The following is a 24,132-nucleotide window of genomic DNA, read 5'->3' on the forward strand; positions in this document are numbered from 1 at the left end:
GGGAAGGGGACATGGTATATGAAAAAGCAGATGCAATCCTGGGGTTTGATGTCATTAGCGGCACTGATTGCGGTAGGTGTCTCGGGGTGCGGAGCGGCAACGGACAGCAAACCGGGCGGCAGTACAGGAGCGGCTCCTGCGGGAACGGACAGCAAGCCGATCAAGCTGCGCATAGTTTGGTGGGGCTCGCAGGCTAGACATGACGCAACATTAAAGGCGCTCGACGCCTACACGAAAAAGCATCCCAATATCACGTTCGAGCCGGAGTTTTCCGGATTTGACGGCTATGCGGATAAATTGGCGACTCAGGCTGCTGCGAAGAACGCCCCTGACATTATTCAAATGGACCCGGCCTGGCTTGCCGAATATGCAGGAAGAAATCAGCTTGCGGATCTTTCGAAAGGAATTGAAACCGGGGATGTCGACAAATCGCTGTTAGACTCCGGCAAATATAAAGACAAATTGTATGCGATTCCATTAGGCAACAACGCAACGGGAATGGTGTTCAACAAAAATACGGTCGATAAGCTGGGCATCAAGCCGCCTGCCAACGGGTGGACATGGGAGCAATATTTTCAATTCGGAAAGGATGCCAAAGCGAAGCTTGATAAAGACAAGTATGTGCTGATGGATTATACCTCGGACTATACGATGTATTCGGCTTACCAGATCAGCCAAGGCAAAGGCTATCCGATTACAGCGGACGGCAAATTTAATATTGACAAGGAAACCTATCTGTCCTATGTCAATAAATATACGGAGCTGAGAAAAGAAGGCGTGGTTCCGCCGGCTGAAATCGCAAGCACGGACAAGGAATCCGATGCGAAGCTGGATTTGATGAACAACGACACGGTCCTGATGAAGCGCAGCTTTGCCGCGTTATTCCCGGGCTATGACGGCGTGAAGCCGGACACTTATACGCTGGTGACACAGCCTAAAGGGACTCAGTCCAGCGGCTGGCTGAAGCCTTCCATGTTCTGGTCCATTAGCGCGGATTCCAAGTATGTGGAAGAGTCCAAGAAATTCATCGATTGGTTTATTAACGATAAAGAAGCGGCGGATATATTGACTACGACGAGGGGAGTGCCCGTATCCAAAAAGATTCTGGACTATTTGACCCCTAAGCTGACGGCCGCAGACAAGCTGCAGATCGAGCTCATCAAGAGCGTATCACCAGATGCGCAGCCGTTTAATCCGGGCGCCAAGGGCTGGAGCAACTATACGGCTAAGGATTTTAAGGATATCGGCGAGAAGGTTATGTTCGGTAAAACAACGCCGGAGGCCGCCTATGACGAGCTGGTGAAGAAGGCAAAAGATTATCAATAATAATAGAGCGGGGTCCTTATCTGCATTAGCAGGAAAAGGGCTCCGCTTTTTTTTGCAGTCCGTTAGAAGGAAGGATGAAACGGATTTATTTTTCAAGCCCCGGTCCTTCATAGTATATTGAAAATAGAACCTAAGAGTTTGGAGGATTCCTTTGAACGCTAAACAGCTTGCGGGCGAAAAAGCCGTTGAATATGTCAAAGATGGAATGCTTGTAGGGCTTGGTACCGGTTCGACCGTGTACTGGTTTATTCTAAAGCTAGGCGAGCTGGTGAAGCACGGGCTGGATATTAAAGGGGTACCCACTTCTAAAAGCACTGAAAAGCTGGCCATTGAGTTAGGGATTCCTTTAGTAGACCTTGCCTCTGTCGATCAAATAGATTTGACCGTTGACGGCGCTGATGAAGCGAATCCGAATTTTGAGCTCATAAAAGGCGGCGGAGGAGCCTTATTGCGTGAGAAAATGGTCGCCTCCGTCTCCAAGCGGCTCGTTATTGTGATGGACGAAACCAAATTCGTGACGAATTTAGGCAGATTCCCGTTACCGGTTGAGATTGTGCCGTTCGGCTGGGAAATGACTTGTAAGCAGATTAATTCGTTGGGCTGCAAGTCTGCTTTGCGAATGGCAAATAATACCCCGTTGATTACGGATAACGGGAACTATATAGCGGATTGCCACTTTGAGAGCATACAGGACGCCAACAAGCTGAATCATACATTGAATATGATTCCCGGAGTTGTTGAGAATGGTCTTTTTGTTCAAATGGCGGATACCCTTGTGATTGGCCGTACTGATGGCCATGTCGATATCCTGCTTAAATAAATTATATCCGAACAAAATTGGTCTCCGGTATTTGTTCGTTGACGATAGCAGAGACTAAGGGAAAATAAAGAAGACAACTCTCTTTTCAGTTGCATGAGCAGCTGCATTGGGAGTTGTCTTTTTTGTCATACAGAATGATGAAAATCGCAGGCGATCAAAACGACTTAAATACCGAATCGGCGGATATGCTCCGAGAGCTGCTCCTGAATCAAGATGTCTTTTTGCTTGCTGCCGATAAGATCATAATGAGGATACTCGTCACGATGATGAATATAATCCGGGTTCAACCCGTTTTTGATGCACCAGCTTCTCAATTCCGCCAAATCGGAGCAGCCTACCTTGGTCACGGTCTTGATTTCCGGAAAGCGGGGTTCATACCAATAATGGGTCAAAAAGGCAATTTGGCCTTCAGCCACGCGTCTCTTCCAATCGTTCAGTTCATCTCTTGTTATACCGAAAGCCATATTTGTACCTCCTTGCAGGCTAATTTTTGAAAGTGTCTTTAACGTGGTTTAATCTATGGAGCGTCTTGATGAGCGCTCTTGAATCCGTTGAAACAGCCATATACTTAAGGTAAGCAGCGACCCGCTGGCCAAATAACCGCCGATAACATCGCTTGGATAATGTACGCCCAAATAAATCCGGCTAACCCCGATCATAACGATCATGACGGCGCTCCCGAGTACCAGCAGGAATCTGCCCCGCGGGGTAGGGATATGTCTCCATAGGAGGAAGGACAACGCACTGTACAGCGTAAAGGCAGCCATGGAATGGCCGCTCGGAAAGCTGTAGCCGGTCGCTTCCGCTATGCGGTGGATTGTCGGCCGAGCCCGGTGAAAGAGCAGCTTCAGCAGCTCGTTCAGCATCCAGGAGCTCAGCAGCAGCGTAAGGAAAAAGACCAGCTCTCTGCGGTGTCCTAGTACGACGTATAAATAAATGGAGATAAGGACGGTAAGGACGGTTGCCGGGGCTCCTGCTCCAATGAAGCTGAAGGATAGCATGACCGGTGTCAAAGCAGGAGATTCCAGCCCCTGAACGTAGGATATGACCGTCTGGTCAAATTGCGCGATTCTGTGATCGCTGATGAGTGCGGCGACCAAGCCGAACCCTCCGGCGCATAGTAAACAGATTAGCAAGGCTCGCGCCAGCAGCCACGGAAGAAGATGTCTCAAAAGATAGATGCCTCCTGGTAAGGGTCTCGTGTTCTTTTTATTATGCATGAGCGGACTGAATTTAGCCAATGTCTTCTGCTTGCCGCGATAGAAACCGACCCGCACTGAAACCAGGTGTTCTTATGCTGATGAAGATAATTTTAATAAAATGATTGAAAAAATCAAAAATATGATTTAATATTTCATTATTAAGATGAGAGGGGTAATAAAATGACGACTTTCGGTCAATATACGTATCCGGAAATAAGCGCACAAGCGGAAGCATTACAAGCAGCATGGGATCAACTTGGCAAGCAGCAGGACTGGATCGATAAGTATTTGCTGAACCCACAGTTTGACGAAATTATTTTTATCGGTTCCGGTTCTTCCTACTACCAAGCTTTATCAATGGCTTCTACCTGCCGTTCCTGGCTTGGCAAAAGTTCGACGGCTTATCCGTCTTCCGAATTGTTCTTATTCCGTGAGCAAACAGCTCCCGCACACCGCAATTATTTGGTTATCGGCGTTTCCCGCTCTGGCGAATCGACAGAAGTTATTCTTGCCCTGGATTCGGTCAAAGACCTTTCTTACATTACGGTGGCCGGCATTACATGCTATGAGAACAGCAAAATGGCGCAGCTTGCCGAATGTCTCATATCCCCGCTAGGGAAAGAAACAAGCACGGTTATGACGAAATCCTTCATGAGCATGACATTTATGATGCAGGCCGCTATTGCCAAAGCATCCGGCCAGGAGAATTTGGTCCGCGAAATGGAGCAGGTGATCGCTCTTGATGCGGCTCTGGTCCCCAAAGCAGATTCCTTCGTTCAAACGCTGCTGAAGGAGAACTCTTTCAATAAATTCATCTATCTCGGCATGGGAACCAGCTACGGAATCGCTTTGGAAGCCTGCCTGAAGATTAAGGAAATGTCCTACGTATGGACGGAAGCATACGGAACACTGGAGTTCCGTCATGGTCCAAAATCCGTTGTCGAGCCGGGAACTCTGGTATGTGTGATGGTTTCGGAAAAAGCTCGCTCTTACGAGCTCAAGGTAGCTCAAGAAATGCAGGCGTACGGTGCATTCGTCCTTCTGCTTACGGCGAAGCAGGGTGAGGATACGTCGTTTGCCGATGCGGTGGTTGAAATCGGCGGAGAAACCCTGTCGGATGATGCGCGCAGCGTCCTGTATTTGCCGACACTTCAGTATTTGGGCTATTACACAGCCTTGAAACGCAATGTGAATCCGGATGAGCCGCGCAACCTGACTCAGGTCGTTATTATTTAATTGGAGGTCAAACCCCTATGCCATTAGTATCGTCGACACCCCTGTTGGAAGCAGCGAGAGCGAACGGTTATGCCGTTGGTGCTTTTAACGTTCATACCCTGGAAATGCTGCAGGCCGTAGTTGAAGCGGCAGAAGAGACGCAATCTCCGTTAATATTGCAATCCACCGTCGGTACGGTGAAGCACTTGGGAGCCGATTATATTGCTGCAGCGGCCAGAACCGCCGCAGATCGGGCCAGCGTGCCGATCGCGCTGCATTTGGATCACTGCACCGAGTTTGATGTGCTGGTGCAATGTATTCGTGCGGGCTACACCTCGGTCATGATTGATGCCTCTATGCATCCTTTTGAAGAGAATGTGAGACAAACCCTGCGTGTGGTTGAAATTGCGAAGGCTGCGGGCATTAATGTCGAGGCGGAATTAGGCAAAGTCGGTGGCGTCGAGGATGATATCGTCGTAGCCGAGCATGAAGCTTTAATGGCCGACCCGGAGGAATGCGTCCGATTTGTCGAGCTGACCGGTGTCCAAACCTTGGCACCCGCTATCGGTACGGCGCACGGGATCTACAAAGGTGAGCCGAAAATCGATTTTGACCGCATTCAGCGCATTGCCCAGAAGGTTCCGGTTCCGCTGGTGCTGCACGGCGGCTCCGGCATTCCCGAGGAGCAGGTGAAACGCAGCGTATCCCTCGGAATGGCCAAAATGAACATTGCTACGGAAATCCGGATCGTGTTCTCGGATGCGATCAAGAGCGTATTCGCCCAAAATCCCGACGAAAACGATCCGCGCAAATATATGATCCCTGCGAAGAAAGCGGTCAAAGCGGCTGCCATTGAAAAAATGAGAATGGTAGGCTGCATCGGAAAAGCACAGGATTGGCGCGCTTAGGAGAGGAAGCAGATGATAACAACAGTCACGCTGAACGCCGCGATTGATAAAACCTATTATATGTCCTCCTTTCCATTGGGACGGGTTTCGAGAGTGCAGCGGATGTTTGCAGAGCCGGGAGGCAAAGGTATCAATGTAGCACGGGTGATTCATCAGCTGGGTTACCCGGTGACGGCCGCCGGGTTTGTAGGCGGGCATAACGGCGAATGGATTCGCATGGCATTAGCCAAGCAGGGGATTGCCAACGATTTCGTACAGATTGAGGGAGAATCGCGGCTTTGTCTGAATATGATAGATGAAGAAAAGGGGACCTCGACGGAAGTGCTGGAAGGCGGTCCTGTGATTCCTCGGGAAGCGATGGAGCAATTAGCGACTGCGGTAAAGCGATTAGCCTCCCGTTCCAGAATCGTATGCTTCAGCGGCAGTCTTCCTCAAGGCGTCCCGGCCGATTATTACGCTGAGCTGATCGCCCTGGTCAAAAAGGCGGGAGCGCTGGCCTTTCTGGATACGAGCGGCGCTGCGCTTCAAAACGGTGCTGCGGCGTCTCCCTATTTCATAAAGCCTAACGAGGACGAAGTGCTCCAGCTTCTCGGATCGCAGCTGGAGCTTAATCTGAGTCACGATGCAGCTAGTCTGGAGCATTCGCTGAAGGCCCCTATGGCTGCTTTACACGATAAGGGTATTGCAGCGGTTACTGTGTCCTTAGGGTCGAAGGGCTCCGTTTCTTCCATTGACGGCGGAGTATTCCGGGCCAAGGCACCGAAAATCGAGGTGGTGAATACCGTCGGCTGCGGTGACGCCTACGTGGCCGGGATGGCGATCGGTACGGCGCGCGGGCTCCCGGTGGAGGAACGCATCGCTTATGCGACCGCGGTCGGTACAGCCAATGCGCTTCAGGAAAAAGCGGGATATGTAAGCTCGGCGGATGTCGAGCGTCTGTTTGGCGAGGTCATGGTCGAGCGGATATGATGGAAAACAACGGTGCGAGCTTTCGCACCGTTGTTTTTTAACGAATCTAAGAGGCTTACAGAGCTTGAACTATGCCAATATACTCCGATGCAGTACGCCCAGATAGCAACGCCGGATGTTTCTCATTCTACACTTGCTGGGTTGATTTGCGGATAATGAGCTGTGAGGGCAGAAGCACCTTGCGTTTGGCGGCAGGAGCCTTGCCTTCAATGCGTTCAATAAGCATCTGCATACCGATGAATCCCATGTCGTAAGCAGGCTGAGCGGCTACCGTCAAAAACGGGTTATAGTCGGGAATAGGCTCCGGATCATCGAAACAGGCTACCGCGATATCCTCGGGTACCCGGAGGTTCATTTCCCTTAGCGCCCGCAGGGTATTAACACCAATGAAATTATTGGCGGCAAGGATAGCCGTAGGACGCCCGGACGGAGTTAAGCTCATCAAGGAACGAACGATATCCGGAAAATTGTCCTGCCGGAAATGAGTTTCAATGATGTCTTCCGGGGCCCACTGAAGCCCGTTCAGAATAAGCGCATCCGTAAATGCCTGGCGCCTCTCGCGGGCGTTCGATGCCGTATCGGGCCCGTTAATAAGGGCGATTTTGCGATGCCCCTGCTCCACGAGATGCGCGACCAGCTTGCGGGTCGTCTCCGCATTATCACCCATGACGAGGTCGGCGGCTATGCCATCCACATGCCTGTCTGCGAATACGAACGGGACCTTCCGTTTGGCCAGCTTGCGCAGATGGACAAGGGAAGGCTCGCCTGTCGGCGCGATCAGCACTCCATCCACCTGCGCGGATAGCAGCATATCTATATAACGGGACTCTTTATCCGCCTGCTCGTCAGTATTCCCAAGCAGCAGCTGATAACCGAACTGATGCGCCTTATCCTCCGCGCCGCGCGCAATGGTAGTGAAGAAGGGATTGGAAATATCCGGTATAACAAGAGAGACAATCTTTGTTTCCTTGGAGGTTAGGCTGCGGGCCTGCTTATTGGGAATATAGTCGAGCTCTTGAATGATAGCCTCAACTTTTCGTCGGGTTGCTTCGCTGATCGAAGGGGCATGGTTTATCACCCTCGATACGGTCATGGGAGATACGTTTGCTTTTTTGGCAATGTCATAAATGGTGACCATGGTGCGGAAATTCCTTTCACGAATCTGGCTGTAGTAAAATGTCGACAACGAGCTAAAACGATTGACGCAGATAGCTTGAGCTGTTATGTTAATGTTACCGATAACATAAAAGTATCACAACGAGAGTCCTCATTCAACGTTTCGGCAGCGAATAATAAGCCGCACCCAGGATGAAAAGGACCAGCCGGATTCGGCATTAAAAGGCGAGCTTCATGGAAGCGTATTCATCTGAGATGTAACAGTCAAAGGTTATAGCTAGAAAGCGATGGATTACAAAGGAGGCGTACTTTTCTTTATGAAAGCGATTGTTTGTGAAGAGCCGAATCATTTTGCAATGAAGGAAATCGAGCTGCCCTCGGCAGCCAAGGGAGAAGCCTTGCTTCGCATTCGCCGTGTGGGCATTTGCGGAACGGACTTGCATGCGTACAGGGGGAATCAGCCATATTTCGTTTATCCCCGTATTCTGGGTCATGAGCTGGCGGCGGAGATCGTCGATATTGGAAACAACCCACAGGGGCTAAAGCAAGGGGATCGGGTCACGATTATCCCCTATATGGAATGCGGCACTTGTATCGCCTGCCGAAACGGCAAAACCAATTGCTGTACGTCGATGAGTGTCCTGGGCGTCCATCAAGACGGAGGGATGCGGGAGTACATGACCGTGTCTTCCGACCATCTGCTGGCTGTTGACGGGCTAAGCCTCGATCAGACTGCGATTGTGGAATGCTTCAGCATCGGGGCCCATGCCGTACGCAGGGCAGCCGTTGAGAAGGGAGAATTCGCTCTAGTCATTGGTGCGGGTCCGATCGGTCTGGGCGTTATGAAATTTGCCAAGCTGGCAGGGGCTAAGGTGATTGCTCTGGATATGAATGAGGAGCGGCTAAGCTTCTGCAAAGACTGGGTGGCGGCGGACTATACCGTGAACGTGAAGAACGATCCGGTGAAGGCCATCGAGTCGATTACCGGAGGCGATCTCCCGATTGTGGTGTTCGATGCGACGGGGAATGCCCGTTCCATGGAGGGAGCGATGCAGTACGTGTCCCATGGCGGCAGGCTCGTCTATGTCGGTCTGGTCAAAAGCGATATCTCGTTCAGCGATCCGGAATTCCATAAAAAGGAGATGACGCTCCTGAGCAGCCGCAACGCCAACCGCGTTGATTTCGAGCACGTGATCGAGAGCATGCGCAGCGGTCAGATCGATACGGATGCTTTTATTACCCATCGAGCCTCCTTCGACGGGATGATTGATGCATATGAGAGCTGGCTCAAGCCTGAAACAGGCGTCATCAAGGCGATAGTTGAGCTGTAATAGCCATAGGCATCCTCGCAGGAGGATGCCTATTTTTGCTTTTGGGGCTCGAAGCGAAGCCCGCGCTTATTACTTATACACGGACCCCATAATGAGGCGTTACGGCAAAGCCTTGACTGCGCCGGAGCTCATGGCTGGCCAACGGCCTGAGGTGCAGGGCGCCGCCGTAATCGCGATTGCTGGTCAGTGCGAGACCCGTTGCGCGGTGCAGGATGCTGCACCAACCGCTGTGTTCGGCGTCATCAACGAGAGTCCATTGCTGTGTGGAGCGGCCGGATGCCTCTCGCAGCCGAACGGTCAGGCACATGTCGGCATCGGAATCGGAATCCGTCTCTGCCTCAGCGACATCGTCGGCATCCAAATACTTGCCGTTATGCTTATTCCTAATCTGGACAGCTCCATCCTCCAGATTCTCTATAATCCAATGCTGTGCGGCAGAGCCATAAGCCAATTTCCCGGCCGTAACCGTGTCTGCCTGCGATTCGCCGACGGCTGGACTCTCCGAATCATCACCCGAGACTGCCGCCAAATATCGGTGCGACCGGTTCAGGATACGGGAGAAGCTGCCACCTTCGCGGGATGGCACGATGCTGGCTTCCTCCGAAAGCACGCTCACCGCATCCGTCCATTCAAGCTTCATTGACTTGTCGTCCGGAAACCGGAGCGGCAGGAAGACGTAGGACGAGCTATGATAGTCCGAAGGGTCCCACCGGTCGCCGACATAGAGATAACGCGTTTCCCCTTCTCGGCTAACCGGAAGGATGAAGGTGGGCTGCGTATCGTATGTGGTCGGTCCGCCCAGGTCGTAAAGCTGTGACCAGTTGCCGGTCAAGCTGTCCGAATAAGCATACTTGCCTTGATTCGGCTCCCAGCCGGTGCAGCCGGACGAAACCATAAAGTAGACGCCGTTTCGCTTCATGACAGCAGGAGCTTCCCGGTACTGGCCCGGCCACAAGGTTCTGACATGCTCGTCAATCGACAAATAATCGTCGCTCAGACGGTACATGTGCAGGTCGGCATTTTCTCTCGCGGCCGAAATGAAATAGGCGGTCCCGTCATCATCGACGAACAAGGTGCAGTCCCGCGACATGAATCCGCAGGGATTGAAGCTGCCGTGATACGTATATTCTCCGTCAACCGTGTCGCAGCTGGCAACTGCACAGCGGGCGGCTGAATAGTCGGAGCCGTTCTCCCAATGCATCCACATGACGTAGCGGTTGGCAGGGGCATGATAAATGACCTTCGGTCTTTCGATATTGGCGCCCCGTCCCGTTGCGGCGTCCGTAACGAGCTCCGGTGCAGTCCGAACATCGATCGGTTGGTAAGGGGAATCCAGGGTAAGCACATCACCGCGAAACTCCCAGTCCTTCAGATTGTTCGAGCGGTAGCAGGATACGCGTTTGCGTCCCTGCCTGTTTTCCCCGAACCAGTAATAATAGTCTCCGGATTGGAGTAATCCTCCCCCATGGGCATGAATCGGCTGACCGGATGCGTCCCGCCATTGCGTACCGTTGTACAGCATCTTTCTTCCTCCTGTTCTGGATAGACTTGATTGACTTGGCTAAGATTATTTACCTGAACCAATGTCGATTTGCCGTATATGGTTTTGGATAGCTTCATCGGCGGCGCGCAGCGTAGTATTCACATCCTGCTCGTCATTCAAGTATTTGGTCACTTGCTCGCTTATCAATTTACCGGCATCGGGATATTTGCTTGTTGCCGTATAAGCCGGTATATAGGTGCCTTTAAATATCGCATCCAGATGCTTGCCCTGCAGCACGGGCATATCGGCTCCCAGCTCACGGCGGATGCTGGCATCCTTGAGGACCGACAGCTTCCCGGAGGCTCTCGTCATTTTTTTCTGAATCGCGTCCGACGTTAATATTTCTATCACCTTGAACGCTTCGTCCTTATGCTTGCTCGTTTTGGTCACGAGGGCGACGTGCTCATCCACCATACCGGCCATATTCGGTTTATCCGGGTAGCTTGGATATTGAGCGATGTCCCAGTTCAAGCCTTTGGCCGCATCCGATTGAAGCAGATTGAAATTGTTGCCCGTCGCAAACATCGCCAAATTGCGGTCCTTCATAAATTGATTCCGCTGGTGAACATTAGGAACCGGTTCGTTCGAAGGGATCGTATGGATCTTCTTGGACAGCTCCAGAATTTGCTTCCAGGACTCATTATTGAAGTTCGACTTGCCGTCCTTGATGGAAGGGAGCGCAATTTGCAGCGCCAGCTTCCCGTATCCTTCGGCCTCCAAGCCCCGATAGCGGACGCCCTGATCCTCCCGGCTCACGCGCTTGGCCAGCTCGATGGTTTCATCCCAAGTCATGCCGTCCTTCGGATAGTCGACGCCGAATTTATCGAAAATGTCTTTATTGTAGTAAATGACGTTGAAATTCGAATCATAGGGCAGGGCGACCAGCCCGCTTTTGTCATAGCCCCGAATGGTATCCACGTAAGTGGCCTCGAAGCGGTTCAGATCCAGGTTATGCTTCTTGATGAGAGGCGTCATATCTTCAACCAGCCCCAGCTCCTGATAATCCGGGATCAGATTGACCCATGTTGCGATAAGGTCCGGCACAGTGCCTGCGGCTACCATTTCCTTAATGTTGTCGCCCTTAAGCATTTCGATTTCGATATGGGGATATTTTTGCTTGAGCGGCTCGACAATAAGCGATTGGAAATCGGCGTCGTTGATTTCAGACCATTTTTGCGCCATCAACAGCTTCACAGGCTCTTGCTTGGCAGGGGCCTGGGTACCCTGATCGGGTGTTGGTGCAGCGGTTTGCCCGCTACCTCCGTTGCTGCAGCCGATAAGAGCACCGAAAGCCAGCAATGCTGCCATAGCTGCCGCGTAAGAACGAATTACCATTTTGCAATCCCCCTTTTAGTTTCTTTTTGAAAGCGGTTTAGTGTTATCCTATCACGGGTTTTCGGGGGCCAGCAATTCACAAAAGAATGCTAAAATAACACTTTTGCACTTACACCGCAGCGATATTGAAAAGGGGTCGTACCTACCTGGGCGCGAAAAAATTTACAGAAATAGGCGGCTGACGAAAAGTTCAGCTTCAAGGCGATGTCCTCCACAGACAACGTGGATTCCTGCAGCAGCTTCTTGGCCTTCTCGATCCTCACTTTATTGAGATAGTGCTTCGGGGACATCCCATACACCTGCTTAAAGCAGTCCGTAATATAATTGCGGTGCACGTGCAAGCGCTCCGACAGCTCCGAAATTTTCAATCCTTCCGCTCCTCCGTATGTCTCCAGCAAATAGGCCGCTTCCGCAGCAATCGTATGCTTCGATTTGGGGGCGGAGGGTTCATCCCGGATATCGGGGATCACAATTTTTTCAATTAAAAAAGCCAAAAATTGCATCATCATAGACTGCACCATCATTTTCTGGGTGAAGGCCGGCTCCTCCAGCGACTTGAATAATTGGATCAGCCGGTTCATGGAATGCCGGATCTCGCTTTGAATTTCGGGTGGCTGCTGCGTGCTGACAATCGGCTGTCTCCTGCGGTGGAACAACGAATGAACCTCCCGGGGCTCCACGTCGAAGTGAAAATTGAAAAACCGGCTTTCCTCATGCGCTTGCGGATAATGCAGCTCGCCGGAATTAACGAGAATAAAATCTCCTGCTCTCAGCTCGTACTCAATCCCGTTAATCCATTCGCTCATGAAACCGGATTCAATATATAAGATTTCAAACATCGGATGTTTATGGTTCGGATATACGGAGCCTTTCTCCGCATTTTTATATAAAATGCTCCAAACATGAAACGATGTAAAAAAACCGGGGAAGTAAAAATGATCCTTCATCTTTTGCACCGTCCTTTTCCAGTAAATGCCTTTGGCTTCAGAGTATCATAACGAATCCTTTGGGTAAATGTCCCTGTGGTTGCAAAAAAGTACAATCGAAAAAACGGGCGTAAAACAAAAAAATGCAAGGTAATCAAAAATATACAATTGTTAGCCGGAGGGAGAATCCCTTATGGTTAGGGGGTAGTACAGGCTTACTGGCAGGACTAGAAGAGAGGATAGGCAGGAGGTGAAATGACATTTTGTAACCGTATACATTTTGTAACGGTGTGATGGAAACAGGCAGCAGGGGAGAGACGGATGAAGCACAACCAAATGATGGAAGTACATTAGGAGGCGGAATAACGGATGAATAAGAAGCTCAATCGGAGATTCAAGAAAACAAGCCATGTACTTGCAGGTGCCATTTTATTAGGCGCATTGGCCGCGCCGCTGCAGGCAAGTGCGGCTGCCGGTTCGGCAGGCATACCAGGCGCTTCTTCTATACAAAGGCAAATGGAATACTTAGACCGAGGTCTTGTAGCGGTAAAAACAGACAGCGGTGTGTTCGTCAGCTGGAGGCTGCTCGGCAATGAGCCTGACGGTATTGCTTTCAATCTGTATCGCGACGGGGTGAAGGTCAACTCGTCCCCGATAACGAATAGCACGAATTATCAGGACAATTCCGGCTCAAGTGAATCGAAGTACACGGTCAGAGCCGTGCTGAACGGCAAGGAGCAGCCGGCTTCGGCCCAAGCAGGCGTTTGGGATACGAATTACTTGTCGGTTCCTCTGCAAAAGCCGGCTGACGGCGTCAACCCGGACGGCTCGACCTTTACATACAGCGCGAATGATGCAAGCGTCGGGGATTTGGATGGGGACGGCCAGTATGAAATCGTACTTAAATGGGACCCGTCCAACTCCAAGGATAACTCGCAGGACGGGGTTACCGGAGAGGTGTTTATTGACGCTTACAAGCTGGATGGCACCTTGTTATGGCGCATTGGTCTCGGGAAAAACATCCGCGCGGGTGCGCATTATACGCAATTTATGGTATACGACCTCGACGGGGACGGCAAAGCGGAGATCGCGTTCAAAACGGCTGACGGAACGACGGATGGAACTGGCAAAGTCATTGGAGATGCGAATGCGGACTATCGCGATCTGACAGGCAGCCGCCCTGGACGTGTGCTCTCGGGGCCGGAGTATTTGTCGATATTTGAAGGGAAAACCGGCAAGGAGCTAGTAACGGTGCCTTATGATCCGCCGAGAGGCAAGGTGACGGACTGGGGGGATAATTACGGCAACCGGGTTGACCGTTTCCTTGCATGTATCGCCTATCTGGACGGCAAAAGACCTAGTCTTGTGATGGCACGAGGTTACTATACCAGAACCGTACTTGCTGCTTACAACTGGCGAGACGGGCAGCTGACCAAGCTCTGGACCTTCGACAGCAATGAACCCGGCAATGAGACCTATGCAGGGCAGGGGAATCACAATTTAAGCGTGGCCGATGTTGACGGTGACGGCAAGGATGAGATCATCTACGGGGCCGTGACGATCGACGATAATGGAAAAGGGCTCTACAATACCCGATTAGGTCATGGCGATGCCTTGCATGTCGGTGATTTAGATCCTGGCAGACCGGGACTTGAAGTGTTCAAGGTCAATGAAGACAAAAATTCCCCGTACGGCGCAGCCATGTGGGATGCGGCTACAGGAGAAGTTCTATGGGGTGTCCATACAGGGAAGGATACGGGCCGCGGCATGTCGGCGGATATCGATCCGAACTATGAGGGTGAGGAAGTATGGGCGTCGACAGGAGTCGGGTTGTACTCGAACAAAGGGCAGAAAATCAGCAGCTCCACGCCTTCGATCAATTTCGGTATTTGGTGGGACGGCGATCTGCTCCGTGAGCTGTTGGATAACAACCACATCGACAAATGGGATTACAACAATTACAAAACCGTGAATCTGCTGACCGCAACGGAGGCAGCCTCCAATAACGGTACCAAAGCGAATCCGGCTCTGCAGGCTGACTTGTTCGGCGACTGGAGGGAGGAAGCGGTGTGGAGGACGGAGGACAGCACGGCCTTGCATATTTACACAACGACGGATTTGACGGACCATCGGATTTATACGCTGATGCATGATCCGGTCTATCGACTGGGTATTGCATGGCAAAATGTCGCGTACAACCAGCCGCCGCATACCGGGTTCTACCTCGGAGTTGGAATGGAGACACCTCCGGCGCCGAATATGTATGTCGTACTGCCGGCCGAGGTGAAGGTTGAGCCGCAAACCTTGAATCTGAAAAGCCAAGGGGGCCAGAATTCCGTCACCGTATCTGTTCAGCTTCCTGCCGGTTATGATGCCTCCGCCATCGATGCTTCGACGGTACAGATGAGCGTCTATGGAAGCAAGCCTATAGCAGCCCAAGCCGCTGCAGGCAATAAAGCTGCGCTCAAATTTGACCGGCAGCAGCTTATCGGGGCGCTTCAGGGACAAAATGGCAATGTGGAGGTTACGATCACAGGGGCATTGAGAAACGGTCATACGTTCCGGGGGACCGATATCATTAAGGTTAATCATTAGTTCATGCTTGTACGAGGGAGAGCAGCTCTGACACAGGGGTTGCTCTCCCTTGCTTTATAAGGAGCTTAAGATGCGATTGAGGGTTCCGCATGGAGATGTTTATCCATTTAGGGCAATATGCTACGATAATGTTATCGTTTATGCGAGTGAATAGTACAGCCTTATTCAGCATCCCAAAAAAGGAGTGATCGAATTGAAGCCAACTTATACGGATCATGCTGCCTTCCGATTAGAAGCGGGGCATTTGCCTGCCGGCGAGCCGCTCAATATTCGCGGGGACATAAGAGTAAAGCGGGAGGAGGGCTCCGCCAGCGAGGCACCAAAGCCAGTATTGCTAGTCAGTCACGGCTTTAAAGGCTTCAAGGACTGGGGGTTCTTTCCATATATTGCGGAAAGGTTCGCCGAAGCCGGTTTCTTCGTAGTGACCTACAATTTCTCGTGCAACGGGGTCAATGAAACGGACTTTGACGAGCTGGACAAATTCGGCGTCAATACATTCTCGCGCGAGCAGCAGGATCTCGATATTGTGCTGAAGGCATTGCTCGGGCGAAAGCTGCCGCTTGCCGAGAAGGCCGATACGGAGCGCATCTATTTGCTCGGCCACAGCCGCGGAGGCGGCGGGGGAATCGTCTTTGCGGCCGAGCATCCCGAGATTCGGGCTCTTGTCACGTGGAACGGAAGCGCCTACGCCGATTTATTCGACGAAGCCTTCAAGGCTCGGGTGCTGGAGGATGGAGTCGGCTATGTGACCAATGCGCGCACGAAGCAGGAGATGCCGATCCGGGCTGAATTTTATGCCGACCTGGAGGCTAACGGGGAACGGTTTGATATCATTCGCCGTCTGGCGGAGCTCACCATTCCGGTGCTGCAGGTGCAGGGGGATCAGGACTCGCCGCGTCTGCTTGCGGGTTTTGAAGCGCTTCGTGCAGGAGCCCCCCAGCATAAGCCAACCGTGATCCAAGGCGGGAACCATACGTTCGGCGCGGTGCATCCGTTCGTCTCCACGACCCCTCATCTCGAGGAGGCCATTCAGGCGACGCTTCGATTTTTGCAGGAAGCAGATTCTAAACGAGTACATAGCTAGAAAATAACCAGGTCCTTCATGGTCATGCATGCTTCATGCCTGACTGTGGAGGATTTTTTGTGCCAATCGCCTGTTGAAGTGTGTGGTGCGTCGTGGTACAATACACACATATTGTATGGTGTGTAGCCATACACTTCTGACATTGGAGTGGAACGAATGGACGATTTTAGATGGAAGCCGGATCAAGTGCGAATCGACCCGTCGCGTCCTCTGTATGAACAGTTCGTTGAGCAGCTGCGTGCCGATATAGCGCGCGGCGAATTGGCTCCCGGTACCCGTTTGCCGTCTGTCAGGGAGTTGGCCGCAGGCATTCGTGTCAACCCGACAACGGTAATGAAGACATACCAGGAGCTGGAAAGAGAGCAATTGATCGTAACATACCGCGGTCAAGGCACTTTCGTTACGAAAGACGAAGCCATCATTCAACAGAGCAAGGAAACGCTCGCTGCTCAAGCCGTACGCAAGCTGCGCGAGGTCGCCGAATCGCTCAACATGACGGTGGAAGAGCTGCTGTTATTAGGAGGATACAAAGGGGGAACAAGAGAATGATCGCTCAACACAATGATAATGCGCCGGTCATCGAGTGCCGGCAGGTTAGCGTAACCATAGGGAAAACGAGAGTGCTGCAGGACGCTACGTTTACCCTGGAGAAAGGACGCATAGCCGGTCTGCTCGGTCCTAACGGGGCGGGTAAATCCACTTTACTGAAGGTTTGCTCAGGAATATTGGAGCCAACAGCAGGAACGGTTGCTGTATTCGGGGAAAAGGCAGGCATAGCGACATTGGGGAGCATGGCTGTGCTGCCGGATCGGGGCAAACTCCCCGGATGGCTTACGTCCGGTGAGTGGCTCCAGTATGCCGAATCGATTTATCCGGATTGGGACTCCCTTTACGCCGAACAGCTGACAGAAACATTGAAGCTGGATTTGGCGCTGCGCATTGCTTCCTTGTCCAGGGGAGAGGAAGCTAGATTGCAGCTATTGAGCTGTCTAGCCCGCAAGTCTCCGCTCATCATGCTGGATGAACCGTTCACCGGCGTCGATATGATATCGCGTGAGCGGATAGCATCTACAGTCGTTGGTGATCTGGCGGATGGGGAACGAACCTTCCTTATTGCAACACATGATATTCGCGAGATGGAGCAATTATTTGATACACTGATTTTGATTGATCAAGGGACAATCCGGGCGACAGATGAGGTAGATGCATTAAGAGAGCAGGGACTATCGGTTGAAGCTCGCTATAGGGAAGTGTTCTCATGAAAATCATCAAGCTGCTTGCCGATATGGAAACAAGCCGATTCGGCTCTTTTATGCTTGGAACCCGCAGAAGTAACTACAAATGGATCGGTCTCGGTATGCTGGTCCTGCTAGCTGTCAGCATAGTATTGATGAGAGGCTTTACTACGGTCAATGGCTTGCTGAGCACTGCAGTACTGAATGTTTTCACAGTGATGATCTTTTTTGTCCTGATAGATGGAATCCACCTCTCCACCAAGCAGGAAAGAGCATGGTGGCTTCTGCTTCCTCATCCCCGTCTGACCCTCGTATTGGGCAAAGCGCTGGCATTATGGCGAATAGGGATGCAGCTGTTTTTGTATTTTGTGCTGATACGAATGGCACAATATGCCCTTTTATTAGGACTGCATCAAATAGAGGCTGCCGCATGGACTGACGTGCTATTGACCTTGGGAGCGGGGGCGCTTCTTTTGATTGCAGCCTTGCCGGTGATAGTCAGTCTAGGGATTCTCGTATCGGTATTTCCGTTGTGGTGGGTGCGCAGTCTTGTGATCCTGGTGATGATGTATTTATTTACGCCAAGCCTTATATTTACCTTTATGGCGGGGGACACTGGCTTCGCTTCAACTACTCTTACGCCGTTATCTGTTAGCCGATTTGCCGGCATCGCTTTGTTGATCGGATGGCCCTTTTCCATCCTATGTTTAGGGTTTACCGCGACAGTCGGGATGAGGTATTTGGTGAAAGCAAGCTCTTGGACCGGCAGTGCTGCCGTTAGACGACATCATGAACGACAGGCAGCCTTGCCAGTAATAAGATCCGGACCGAGCGTTAGCCGGAAAAGCAATCCATTTTGGTCGCTAGTTGCTATGGAGAGACGCAGATATCTCTGGTTCGGGCTGCAAAATCACCGTCAAGGAAAAATCATTGCTGGCGTGTTAATGATGGTTATTGCCTTCATTGCGTACCAAAACGCCGGGGAAGTGTTTGAATTGGTCTCGTTCTTTTCTTTAGTGTTCATTGGCTTTTATATGTTTACGATCATATATTACTTTAATCGGCAAACTGAATTTATGAAAGGGACTGCCTCGTGGTGGGTTGCGATGCCGCATTCACGGCGATTGCTGCTTGGAAGCCGCGCCATGGCTTATTTATCCGTTGTGCTGCCTTACTTGGCGGTTCTGCTGCTAAGTACGGTTATCGGCACGGCTGTGCGACAGTGGATAGACCCGATGCCGAAAGAGGAGCTGAAGGTCGCGCTGAGTTACTTCTCCCACTATGCTTTAGTGTTTATTCCGCTCATCATTTTGTATATTATTGCTTTACAAGGGTTTCCCGCTTTTCTGAAACGCTCCTGGCAGATGATTTTTACGGCGCCGCTATATGGCGGATACATTCTCAGCTTTCAATTGGCCAATGCTGTTATTATGCCGCATCGACTGGATGGGGCAACGTTTCGATCAGGTCCGGCGCCTGATTTTGGTTACCATCTGCTGTTGATTTATGGTGCTGCAGTGCCTTATGCCCTATTCTGCTTTTGGCTTGGCTGCAAATATATGAACCGGTACGCGTTAGCACGGGATACCATCTGGCTCGGCAAGCTGAATAAATAACTAAGACAAGCCGACAGCCTTCCACTAAATGACAATACCTGCCAATAACCTGCATGAGATGAAGGGGATATTGGACATCCTAGCCTTAGGTCCAGGGAATTCCCAGCCTGCGGACTATTGAGACGCAAATCCATTATCTGTAATCTATAGATAAAAGATGACGAGACCATGAAGCAGGGAGTTGCTCAATAGATGATCAATATTGGAACGATGGTGCAGGAAAAATTCCTTTTTCTTAATAAATTTATTCAATCCCCTAAAGATGTGGGGAGTATTACCCCCAGCTCGAAATATTTGGCCAGAGCCATGACGCGAAGCATTCCTTGGGATGGAATAGAAGCTGCCGCAGAATTGGGAGCAGGGACCGGTGCGATTACCGAATCTATGAAACAAGTTGCAGGGAAGCATACAAGAATCCTTTTATTTGAAAAGGATACCGCGCTCAGAAGCCAGCTGGCCGAAAAATACACGGACATGGCCTGTTATCCGGATGCCTGTCAGATCCGCAAAGCGATGAGCAAGGAAGGAATCGAATCGTTAGACCTGATATTGAGCGGACTGCCTTTCTTTAATTTCCCGCAGCCGATCCGCGATGCCATCCTGCAGGAAGTATTGCTGTCGCTGAAGCCGGGCGGATGGTTCGTGGCCTTCCAGTATTCGCTGCAGATGAAGCAGCAATTAAGCCGCTATTTTGAAGTAGAAAGCATTCGATTCGTCCCTCTGAACCTGCCGCCTGCTTTTGTTTATGTTTGCCGCAAGAGAGGTGCCGGGGAAGATGAGCTATGATACGTTAATCAGCATGATCGGCGACTACGGCTATGCGGCATTATTTTTTGCCTTGTGGCTCGGTATCGTGGGAATGCCGATTCCCGACGAAGTGATCGTAATGACCGGTGGAGCGGCTGCCGCAAGCGGGCTGCTGCATGAGATTCCGGCTTTCTTGTTAACGTATCTCGGCGTTATCTCGGGCCTGTCCTTAGGCTATTTTCTGGGCCGCTTTATGGGGACAAGGGTCATTGAAAAATGGAAGCATCAGAAGAAGATGGAGAGGTACTTGTCCATGTCGGAGAAGCTGGTGGAGAAATACGGCCCCTATGCTCTAGTAGTAAGCTACTTTTTCCCGGTTGTCAGACATGTTACCCCCTATATCGTCGGGATCAATAAGATGGGCTTCCGAAAGTATGCGCTGCTGTCCTACTCCACAGGCTTTGTGTGGACATTGATTTTTTTCGCCGCAGGCAAAATGGCTGGAAATCACGTTGAGCAGGTTGGGCTGCTGATTCACAGCTACGGACTCAAGCTGTTATGGATTCCGATTGCAGCGGCGGGGATCTGGATGGTCTATAAAATAACCCGGGGGAAGCGTTCGAACTTGGATGCCGGGAACTAGTCGGCAAAATAGGAAGGGGCAGAATGCGGATCTAATGCAGCTGCTCTCTTTTGAGTTCGGTGGTAAAAAAAGGGTTGACATCTGACGGCAATGGATTTAGTATACAAATAACCATTAAAACCAACTAAGTATATAGGAATAATAAAAGTATCATTCGCCGGACGGCCGGAGATGAGGTGCTCTTTGAGAGAAGAGCTGCAGCATCTCCTTTTTTTATGTTCTAGGTAAAGGAGGATGGATATGTTCACTAACGGATTCAAGGTGTTTGACATTCATGCGCATCTGCCCTATCCGCTGCCGTTTCTGAAGCGCAGCGAGATTATTAACGAGCATAACGCCAAGCGGTCGGAGCGAATGCGGCTGACGTGGGACTTTCCCCGCAGGGACCAGGAGGAGGAGAGGGAGGCAGGCAAGCCTGTCATTGAGCGTTGGAAGGAGGAGCTCGAAAAGTATGACATCGGGGGCATCAACTTCTTGACCGCATGGAATAACGATAATTTGGCGGAGCAGATTCGGGTCAGTCCCGACCGGTTTACCGGCTTCGCCCACCATTCCATTGAACAGCCGGATGCGGCCGAGGAGCTGAAGAGAGCGGTCGATGAGCTGGGACTTAGAGGCTACAAGCTGTTCGGCCCACTGGTGCAAATCGCCTTCGACTCAGCCTCCTTGACACCGGTTTGGACCTTCGCAGCGGAGAGAAGGCTGCCCGTGCTGATTCATTTCGGTATCCTGGGCCATACGGGCGGCATTGTGCATCACCCTAATATCAGCCCGCTATCGATCTTTAATGTAGCCCGGGAATATCCGGAGATTCCGTTCATCATTCCGCATTTCGGCGCCGGCTATTTCCAGGAGCTGCTGCATTTGTGCTGGAGCTGTCCGAACATTTACATCGATACTTCAGGCTCCAATCAATGGATGCGCTGGACCCCATATGAGCTAACCCTGGAGACGCTCTTTCGTAAGACCTATGAGCTGATCGGACCTGAGCGGATCATCTACGGTTCGGATTCCAGCAGCTTTCCAAGAGGCTATGTATACCGCTATTTACAGGATCAGGTCCGGGTTTGCCGGGAATTGAACTGGAGCGAGCGGGATATCGAGAACGTGTTCGGCAACAATGCGAGGCGATTGCTGAATGTTCCAACGAAGCTAACCGAATAGGAGAGAGGAAGAAAGAGCATGAAGAGAAGAAGGAACAGCCAATCCATAGACAGGATGAGAGCCGCTTTGCTGCTATCCGGCTTACTTATCGCTTTATCCGGCTGCTCGGGAGGGGCGGCCCAGCATGCTTCCGGGAAAGGAGACACACCCAAGGACCAAGAAGCAGCCAAATCGTCCGCCGATGCCGCTCAGGCCAAGGACGAGAAAGTGACCATCGAATATTGGCAGTATCAGTACCCTGCCAAGGTCGATTTGATAAATGCACTCATCGAGGACTTTCAGAAGAAGCATCCTAACATCACGGTAAAGCAAACCAATTTTCCCTATGACCAATATAACGAGAAGGTGGCGGCGCTTGTTCCCGCGGGAAAAGGACCCGATGTCATCAACCTGTACTACGGCTGGCTGCCCAAATATGTCTCCTCAGGGTACTTGCAGCCGCTGCCGGACAGCGCCTTTTCGGAGGCGGCCTTTAAGCAGGAGTTTTTTCCCTTCGTGGATACCGCCAAGCTGAACGGCAAATATTACGCCATTCCGACGGCTGTCCGTACCCTCGCGCTTTTTTATAACAAGGAGCTGTTCACCAAGGCCGGGCTGGATCCCGCCAAACCGCCGGCAACATGGGATGAGCTGGTGGATTACGCCAAGAAGCTGACCCAGAAGGACAAGAACGGCCAATACGTCGTCGAGGGGCTGGCTTGGCAGCCGAACGCGCAGCTGCACCATTGGTACCGGGATGCGCTGGTGTATCAGGCGGGGGGCAAAGACATCAGTGACGATAGGCGCAAAATTTTGTGGAACCAATCCCCGGCAGGGCTTGAGGCCTTCAAATATTTGATAGATTTGTCGCTTGTACATAAGGTGGGCACGAACAATTTTTATAATGATGACATTACGGCCTTCAAGGGCGGTCATGCGGCGATGAATATCGACGGTTCGTTCCAGCTCGGCGGCTTGAAAAAGGATGTGCCGGATTTGCCGTACGCGATCGCCCCGCTGCCTGCATATAAGGAGAAAGCGACGCAGGTATCGTTCTGGGCCAATGCCATTACGAAAAACGTGCAGGGCAAAAAGCTTGAAGCCGCCGCGGAGTGGCTGAAATATTTGACAAGCAAGGAAGTGCAGGAGCAATGGGTGGAGAAGGTCGGGGAGCTCCCGGCCAAGAAGGAGGTCGCTTTGCAGGAGAAATATGCCAAGGATGAGAAGCTGGGGCCGTTCATTCAACAGCTTGGCGTGGCACATGCCCATTTCTTCGTTGATGAGAAGCTGGAGCGGGACTACTTCACAGAGGCGGTCGATCAGGTCGTGCTGAACAAGGTGCCTTACGAGAAAGCTTTCGAGGAGCTTGTATCGAAGACCCAGAAGCTGTATGACGACTATTGGGCGAAGCAGGATAAGAAATGAGGCGGGAGTCAGGGGGAGCGTCTATGGAACAAGTAAATAAGCTTGCACTCCGTAAAAAGCCAATTTCCTTTAAAAGCGGGCTCAGCTATAAAAAGCAGCGCTATCTGTTTATTTACAGCTGCCTTCTGCTGCCCCTTCTTTTTTTTGTCATCGTACGTATTCTGCCTATTGCCTATGCATTCAACATTGGCTTCCGGGAGTGGGATTTATTGTCGGAGGAGAAGCCCTTCGTCGGATTCGACAACTATATAGCGCTCTTTCAGGATACGAAGTTCATCAGGTCGCTCGGCAATACGTTCGTATATGTTCTGATCGGCGTGCCGGGGCAGTTGATCGCCGGTTTGGCGGTTGCGCTCCTTCTTCATAAGCTCCATGTATCCAGAGGCTTGTACCGGACCCTTTACTTTATCCCTTATATCACCAGTGTAGTGGCGGTAAGCTGGGTGTTTCGCTGGATTTTTATGAAAAATGGAGTTATCAATGCGCTGCTGCTGAAGCTGGGTCTCGAGCCGCAGCTATTCCTGGGCTCTCCGTCTCAAGCGATCTTTATTGTTATTGCCGCAATGATATGGCAGAGCATCGGGTTTCAGATGATCGTCTTTTTGAGCGGGCTGGAGAATATCCCGACCTTGTATTACGATGCAGCTTCCATCGACGGAGCGAACCGCTGGCAAAGGTTTCGTTATATTACCTTACCGCTGCTCAACCCGGTTCTAGTGTTCTCCGTCATTATTGCCAGCATCAGCTATCTGCAATCGTTCACCCAGGTGTTGAATATGACCTTGGGAGGTCCGCTGAACTCGACGGTTTCCCTGGTATTGTATATCTACGATATGGCCTTTAAGCATTTCAATATGGGAGAGGCGGCTGCGGCGACCGTGGTGCTGTTTGTCATTATTTTATTGCTGTCTCTGCTGCAGATGAAGATATTAAGCAGCAAAACAGAGTATTAG

At 51.3% G+C, this 24,132-nt stretch carries 22 protein-coding genes; 16 read left to right on the forward strand and 6 right to left on the reverse strand.

The genetic code is table 11. From position 1 onward, the window contains the following. The first annotated feature begins 18 nt into the window (after positions 1-18). A complete protein-coding gene (locus B1728_RS08600; protein ID WP_144027812.1) occupies positions 19-1,326 on the forward strand; it encodes an ABC transporter substrate-binding protein in 1,308 nt (435 codons plus the stop codon). A 151-nt stretch (positions 1,327-1,477) separates the two neighbouring features. After that, positions 1,478-2,146 carry a ribose-5-phosphate isomerase RpiA gene (gene rpiA / locus B1728_RS08605; protein WP_079909794.1) on the forward strand — a complete coding sequence of 223 codons (669 nt, stop codon included), beginning with the start codon at positions 1,478-1,480 and terminating at the stop codon, positions 2,144-2,146. A 164-nt stretch (positions 2,147-2,310) separates the two neighbouring features. On the opposite strand, the gene B1728_RS08610 is transcribed toward rpiA, so the two are convergent. Next, positions 2,311-2,610: a hypothetical protein gene (locus B1728_RS08610; protein WP_079909795.1), complete on the reverse strand. Its 300-nt coding sequence runs from the start codon at positions 2,608-2,610 to the stop codon at positions 2,311-2,313. Positions 2,611-2,658: 48 nt separating this feature from the next. After that, positions 2,659-3,318 carry a phosphatase PAP2 family protein gene (locus B1728_RS08615; protein ID WP_079909796.1) on the reverse strand — a complete coding sequence of 220 codons (660 nt, stop codon included), beginning with the start codon at positions 3,316-3,318 and terminating at the stop codon, positions 2,659-2,661. 210 nt (positions 3,319-3,528) lie between these two features. Between B1728_RS08615 and B1728_RS08620 the strand changes: the two genes are divergently transcribed. The 3 genes from B1728_RS08620 to pfkB are packed head-to-tail and all read left to right on the forward strand — an operon-like array spanning position 3,529 to position 6,440. Then, entirely contained in the window at positions 3,529-4,584 is a 1,056-nt protein-coding gene (locus tag B1728_RS08620; protein WP_079909797.1) for an SIS domain-containing protein, read from the forward strand. A gap of 17 nt (positions 4,585-4,601) precedes the next feature. Continuing rightward, on the forward strand, positions 4,602-5,471 hold the full coding sequence (fba, locus tag B1728_RS08625; RefSeq protein ID WP_079909798.1) for a class II fructose-1,6-bisphosphate aldolase: 870 nt from the start codon (positions 4,602-4,604) through the stop codon (positions 5,469-5,471). 12 nt (positions 5,472-5,483) lie between these two features. After that, positions 5,484-6,440 carry a 1-phosphofructokinase gene (gene pfkB / locus B1728_RS08630; RefSeq protein WP_079909799.1) on the forward strand — a complete coding sequence of 319 codons (957 nt, stop codon included), beginning with the start codon at positions 5,484-5,486 and terminating at the stop codon, positions 6,438-6,440. Between the two features lie 127 nt (positions 6,441-6,567). Here pfkB and B1728_RS08635 read toward each other — a convergent pair whose 3' ends face one another. Continuing rightward, positions 6,568-7,578: a LacI family DNA-binding transcriptional regulator gene (locus tag B1728_RS08635; protein ID WP_079909800.1), complete on the reverse strand. Its 1,011-nt coding sequence runs from the start codon at positions 7,576-7,578 to the stop codon at positions 6,568-6,570. Positions 7,579-7,873: 295 nt separating this feature from the next. On the opposite strand from B1728_RS08635, the gene B1728_RS08640 reads away from it, so the two are divergent. Next, entirely contained in the window at positions 7,874-8,887 is a 1,014-nt protein-coding gene (locus B1728_RS08640) for a zinc-binding alcohol dehydrogenase family protein (RefSeq protein WP_079909801.1), read from the forward strand. Between the two features lie 73 nt (positions 8,888-8,960). Here B1728_RS08640 and B1728_RS08645 read toward each other — a convergent pair whose 3' ends face one another. The 3 genes from B1728_RS08645 to B1728_RS08655 all read right to left on the reverse strand — a co-directional run bounded on the left by B1728_RS08645 (position 8,961) and on the right by B1728_RS08655 (position 12,712). After that, positions 8,961-10,409: a family 43 glycosylhydrolase gene (locus tag B1728_RS08645; protein ID WP_079909802.1), complete on the reverse strand. Its 1,449-nt coding sequence runs from the start codon at positions 10,407-10,409 to the stop codon at positions 8,961-8,963. A gap of 45 nt (positions 10,410-10,454) precedes the next feature. Beyond that, positions 10,455-11,765 (reverse strand): ABC transporter substrate-binding protein, encoded by a 1,311-nt coding sequence (locus B1728_RS08650; RefSeq protein WP_079909803.1) that lies wholly within the window; start codon positions 11,763-11,765, stop codon positions 10,455-10,457. Positions 11,766-11,854: 89 nt separating this feature from the next. Then, a complete protein-coding gene (locus B1728_RS08655) occupies positions 11,855-12,712 on the reverse strand; it encodes a helix-turn-helix transcriptional regulator (RefSeq protein ID WP_079909804.1) in 858 nt (285 codons plus the stop codon). Between the two features lie 348 nt (positions 12,713-13,060). Here B1728_RS08655 and B1728_RS08660 point away from each other — a divergent pair, with 348 nt between their 5' ends. The 10 genes from B1728_RS08660 (at position 13,061) to B1728_RS08710 (ending at position 24,132) form a co-directional block, all read left to right on the forward strand. Further along, positions 13,061-15,286, forward strand: coding sequence for a rhamnogalacturonan lyase (locus B1728_RS08660; RefSeq protein WP_079909805.1), 2,226 nt, complete (start codon positions 13,061-13,063; stop codon positions 15,284-15,286). A 193-nt stretch (positions 15,287-15,479) separates the two neighbouring features. Continuing rightward, positions 15,480-16,370 carry an alpha/beta hydrolase gene (locus tag B1728_RS08670; protein ID WP_256865290.1) on the forward strand — a complete coding sequence of 297 codons (891 nt, stop codon included), beginning with the start codon at positions 15,480-15,482 and terminating at the stop codon, positions 16,368-16,370. A 156-nt stretch (positions 16,371-16,526) separates the two neighbouring features. After that, positions 16,527-16,919 carry a GntR family transcriptional regulator gene (locus B1728_RS08675; protein WP_079909807.1) on the forward strand — a complete coding sequence of 131 codons (393 nt, stop codon included), beginning with the start codon at positions 16,527-16,529 and terminating at the stop codon, positions 16,917-16,919. Then, entirely contained in the window at positions 16,916-17,632 is a 717-nt protein-coding gene (locus tag B1728_RS08680) for an ABC transporter ATP-binding protein (RefSeq protein ID WP_079909808.1), read from the forward strand. The genes B1728_RS08675 and B1728_RS08680 overlap by 4 nt, the downstream gene beginning before the upstream one ends. Next, positions 17,629-19,221 (forward strand): hypothetical protein, encoded by a 1,593-nt coding sequence (locus tag B1728_RS08685; RefSeq protein WP_079909809.1) that lies wholly within the window; start codon positions 17,629-17,631, stop codon positions 19,219-19,221. Before B1728_RS08680 ends, B1728_RS08685 begins: the two co-directional genes overlap by 4 nt. Before the next feature lie 192 nt (positions 19,222-19,413). Beyond that, positions 19,414-20,007 (forward strand): class I SAM-dependent methyltransferase, encoded by a 594-nt coding sequence (locus B1728_RS08690; protein ID WP_179135947.1) that lies wholly within the window; start codon positions 19,414-19,416, stop codon positions 20,005-20,007. Then, positions 19,997-20,611 carry a DedA family protein gene (locus tag B1728_RS08695; protein WP_079909810.1) on the forward strand — a complete coding sequence of 205 codons (615 nt, stop codon included), beginning with the start codon at positions 19,997-19,999 and terminating at the stop codon, positions 20,609-20,611. The genes B1728_RS08690 and B1728_RS08695 overlap by 11 nt, the downstream gene beginning before the upstream one ends. 240 nt (positions 20,612-20,851) lie before the next feature. After that, entirely contained in the window at positions 20,852-21,775 is a 924-nt protein-coding gene (locus tag B1728_RS08700) for an amidohydrolase family protein (protein WP_079909811.1), read from the forward strand. Between the two features lie 18 nt (positions 21,776-21,793). Then, positions 21,794-23,179: a sugar ABC transporter substrate-binding protein gene (locus tag B1728_RS08705; protein ID WP_079909812.1), complete on the forward strand. Its 1,386-nt coding sequence runs from the start codon at positions 21,794-21,796 to the stop codon at positions 23,177-23,179. Between the two features lie 23 nt (positions 23,180-23,202). Next, a complete protein-coding gene (locus tag B1728_RS08710) occupies positions 23,203-24,132 on the forward strand; it encodes a carbohydrate ABC transporter permease (RefSeq protein WP_079909813.1) in 930 nt (309 codons plus the stop codon).

The organism is Paenibacillus sp. 32352, from assembly GCF_002042965.1.
GTDB lineage: Bacteria > Bacillota > Bacilli > Paenibacillales > NBRC-103111 > Paenibacillus_S > Paenibacillus_S vulneris.

Coding starts and splice junctions, on each gene's coding strand:
- B1728_RS08600 (WP_144027812.1), top strand. CDS start 19: ATGAAAAAGCAGATGCAATCCTGGGGTTTGATGTCATTAGCGGCACTG.
- B1728_RS08610 (WP_079909795.1), bottom strand. CDS start 2,610: ATGGCTTTCGGTATAACAAGAGATGAACTGAACGATTGGAAGAGACGC.
- B1728_RS08620 (WP_079909797.1), top strand. CDS start 3,529: ATGACGACTTTCGGTCAATATACGTATCCGGAAATAAGCGCACAAGCG.
- fba (WP_079909798.1), top strand. CDS start 4,602: ATGCCATTAGTATCGTCGACACCCCTGTTGGAAGCAGCGAGAGCGAAC.
- pfkB (WP_079909799.1), top strand. CDS start 5,484: ATGATAACAACAGTCACGCTGAACGCCGCGATTGATAAAACCTATTAT.
- B1728_RS08635 (WP_079909800.1), bottom strand. CDS start 7,578: ATGGTCACCATTTATGACATTGCCAAAAAAGCAAACGTATCTCCCATG.
- B1728_RS08640 (WP_079909801.1), top strand. CDS start 7,874: ATGAAAGCGATTGTTTGTGAAGAGCCGAATCATTTTGCAATGAAGGAA.
- B1728_RS08645 (WP_079909802.1), bottom strand. CDS start 10,409: ATGCTGTACAACGGTACGCAATGGCGGGACGCATCCGGTCAGCCGATT.
- B1728_RS08650 (WP_079909803.1), bottom strand. CDS start 11,765: ATGGTAATTCGTTCTTACGCGGCAGCTATGGCAGCATTGCTGGCTTTC.
- B1728_RS08655 (WP_079909804.1), bottom strand. CDS start 12,712: ATGAAGGATCATTTTTACTTCCCCGGTTTTTTTACATCGTTTCATGTT.
- B1728_RS08660 (WP_079909805.1), top strand. CDS start 13,061: ATGAATAAGAAGCTCAATCGGAGATTCAAGAAAACAAGCCATGTACTT.
- B1728_RS08675 (WP_079909807.1), top strand. CDS start 16,527: ATGGACGATTTTAGATGGAAGCCGGATCAAGTGCGAATCGACCCGTCG.
- B1728_RS08680 (WP_079909808.1), top strand. CDS start 16,916: ATGATCGCTCAACACAATGATAATGCGCCGGTCATCGAGTGCCGGCAG.
- B1728_RS08685 (WP_079909809.1), top strand. CDS start 17,629: ATGAAAATCATCAAGCTGCTTGCCGATATGGAAACAAGCCGATTCGGC.
- B1728_RS08690 (WP_179135947.1), top strand. CDS start 19,414: ATGATCAATATTGGAACGATGGTGCAGGAAAAATTCCTTTTTCTTAAT.
- B1728_RS08695 (WP_079909810.1), top strand. CDS start 19,997: ATGAGCTATGATACGTTAATCAGCATGATCGGCGACTACGGCTATGCG.
- B1728_RS08700 (WP_079909811.1), top strand. CDS start 20,852: ATGTTCACTAACGGATTCAAGGTGTTTGACATTCATGCGCATCTGCCC.
- B1728_RS08705 (WP_079909812.1), top strand. CDS start 21,794: ATGAAGAGAAGAAGGAACAGCCAATCCATAGACAGGATGAGAGCCGCT.
- B1728_RS08710 (WP_079909813.1), top strand. CDS start 23,203: ATGGAACAAGTAAATAAGCTTGCACTCCGTAAAAAGCCAATTTCCTTT.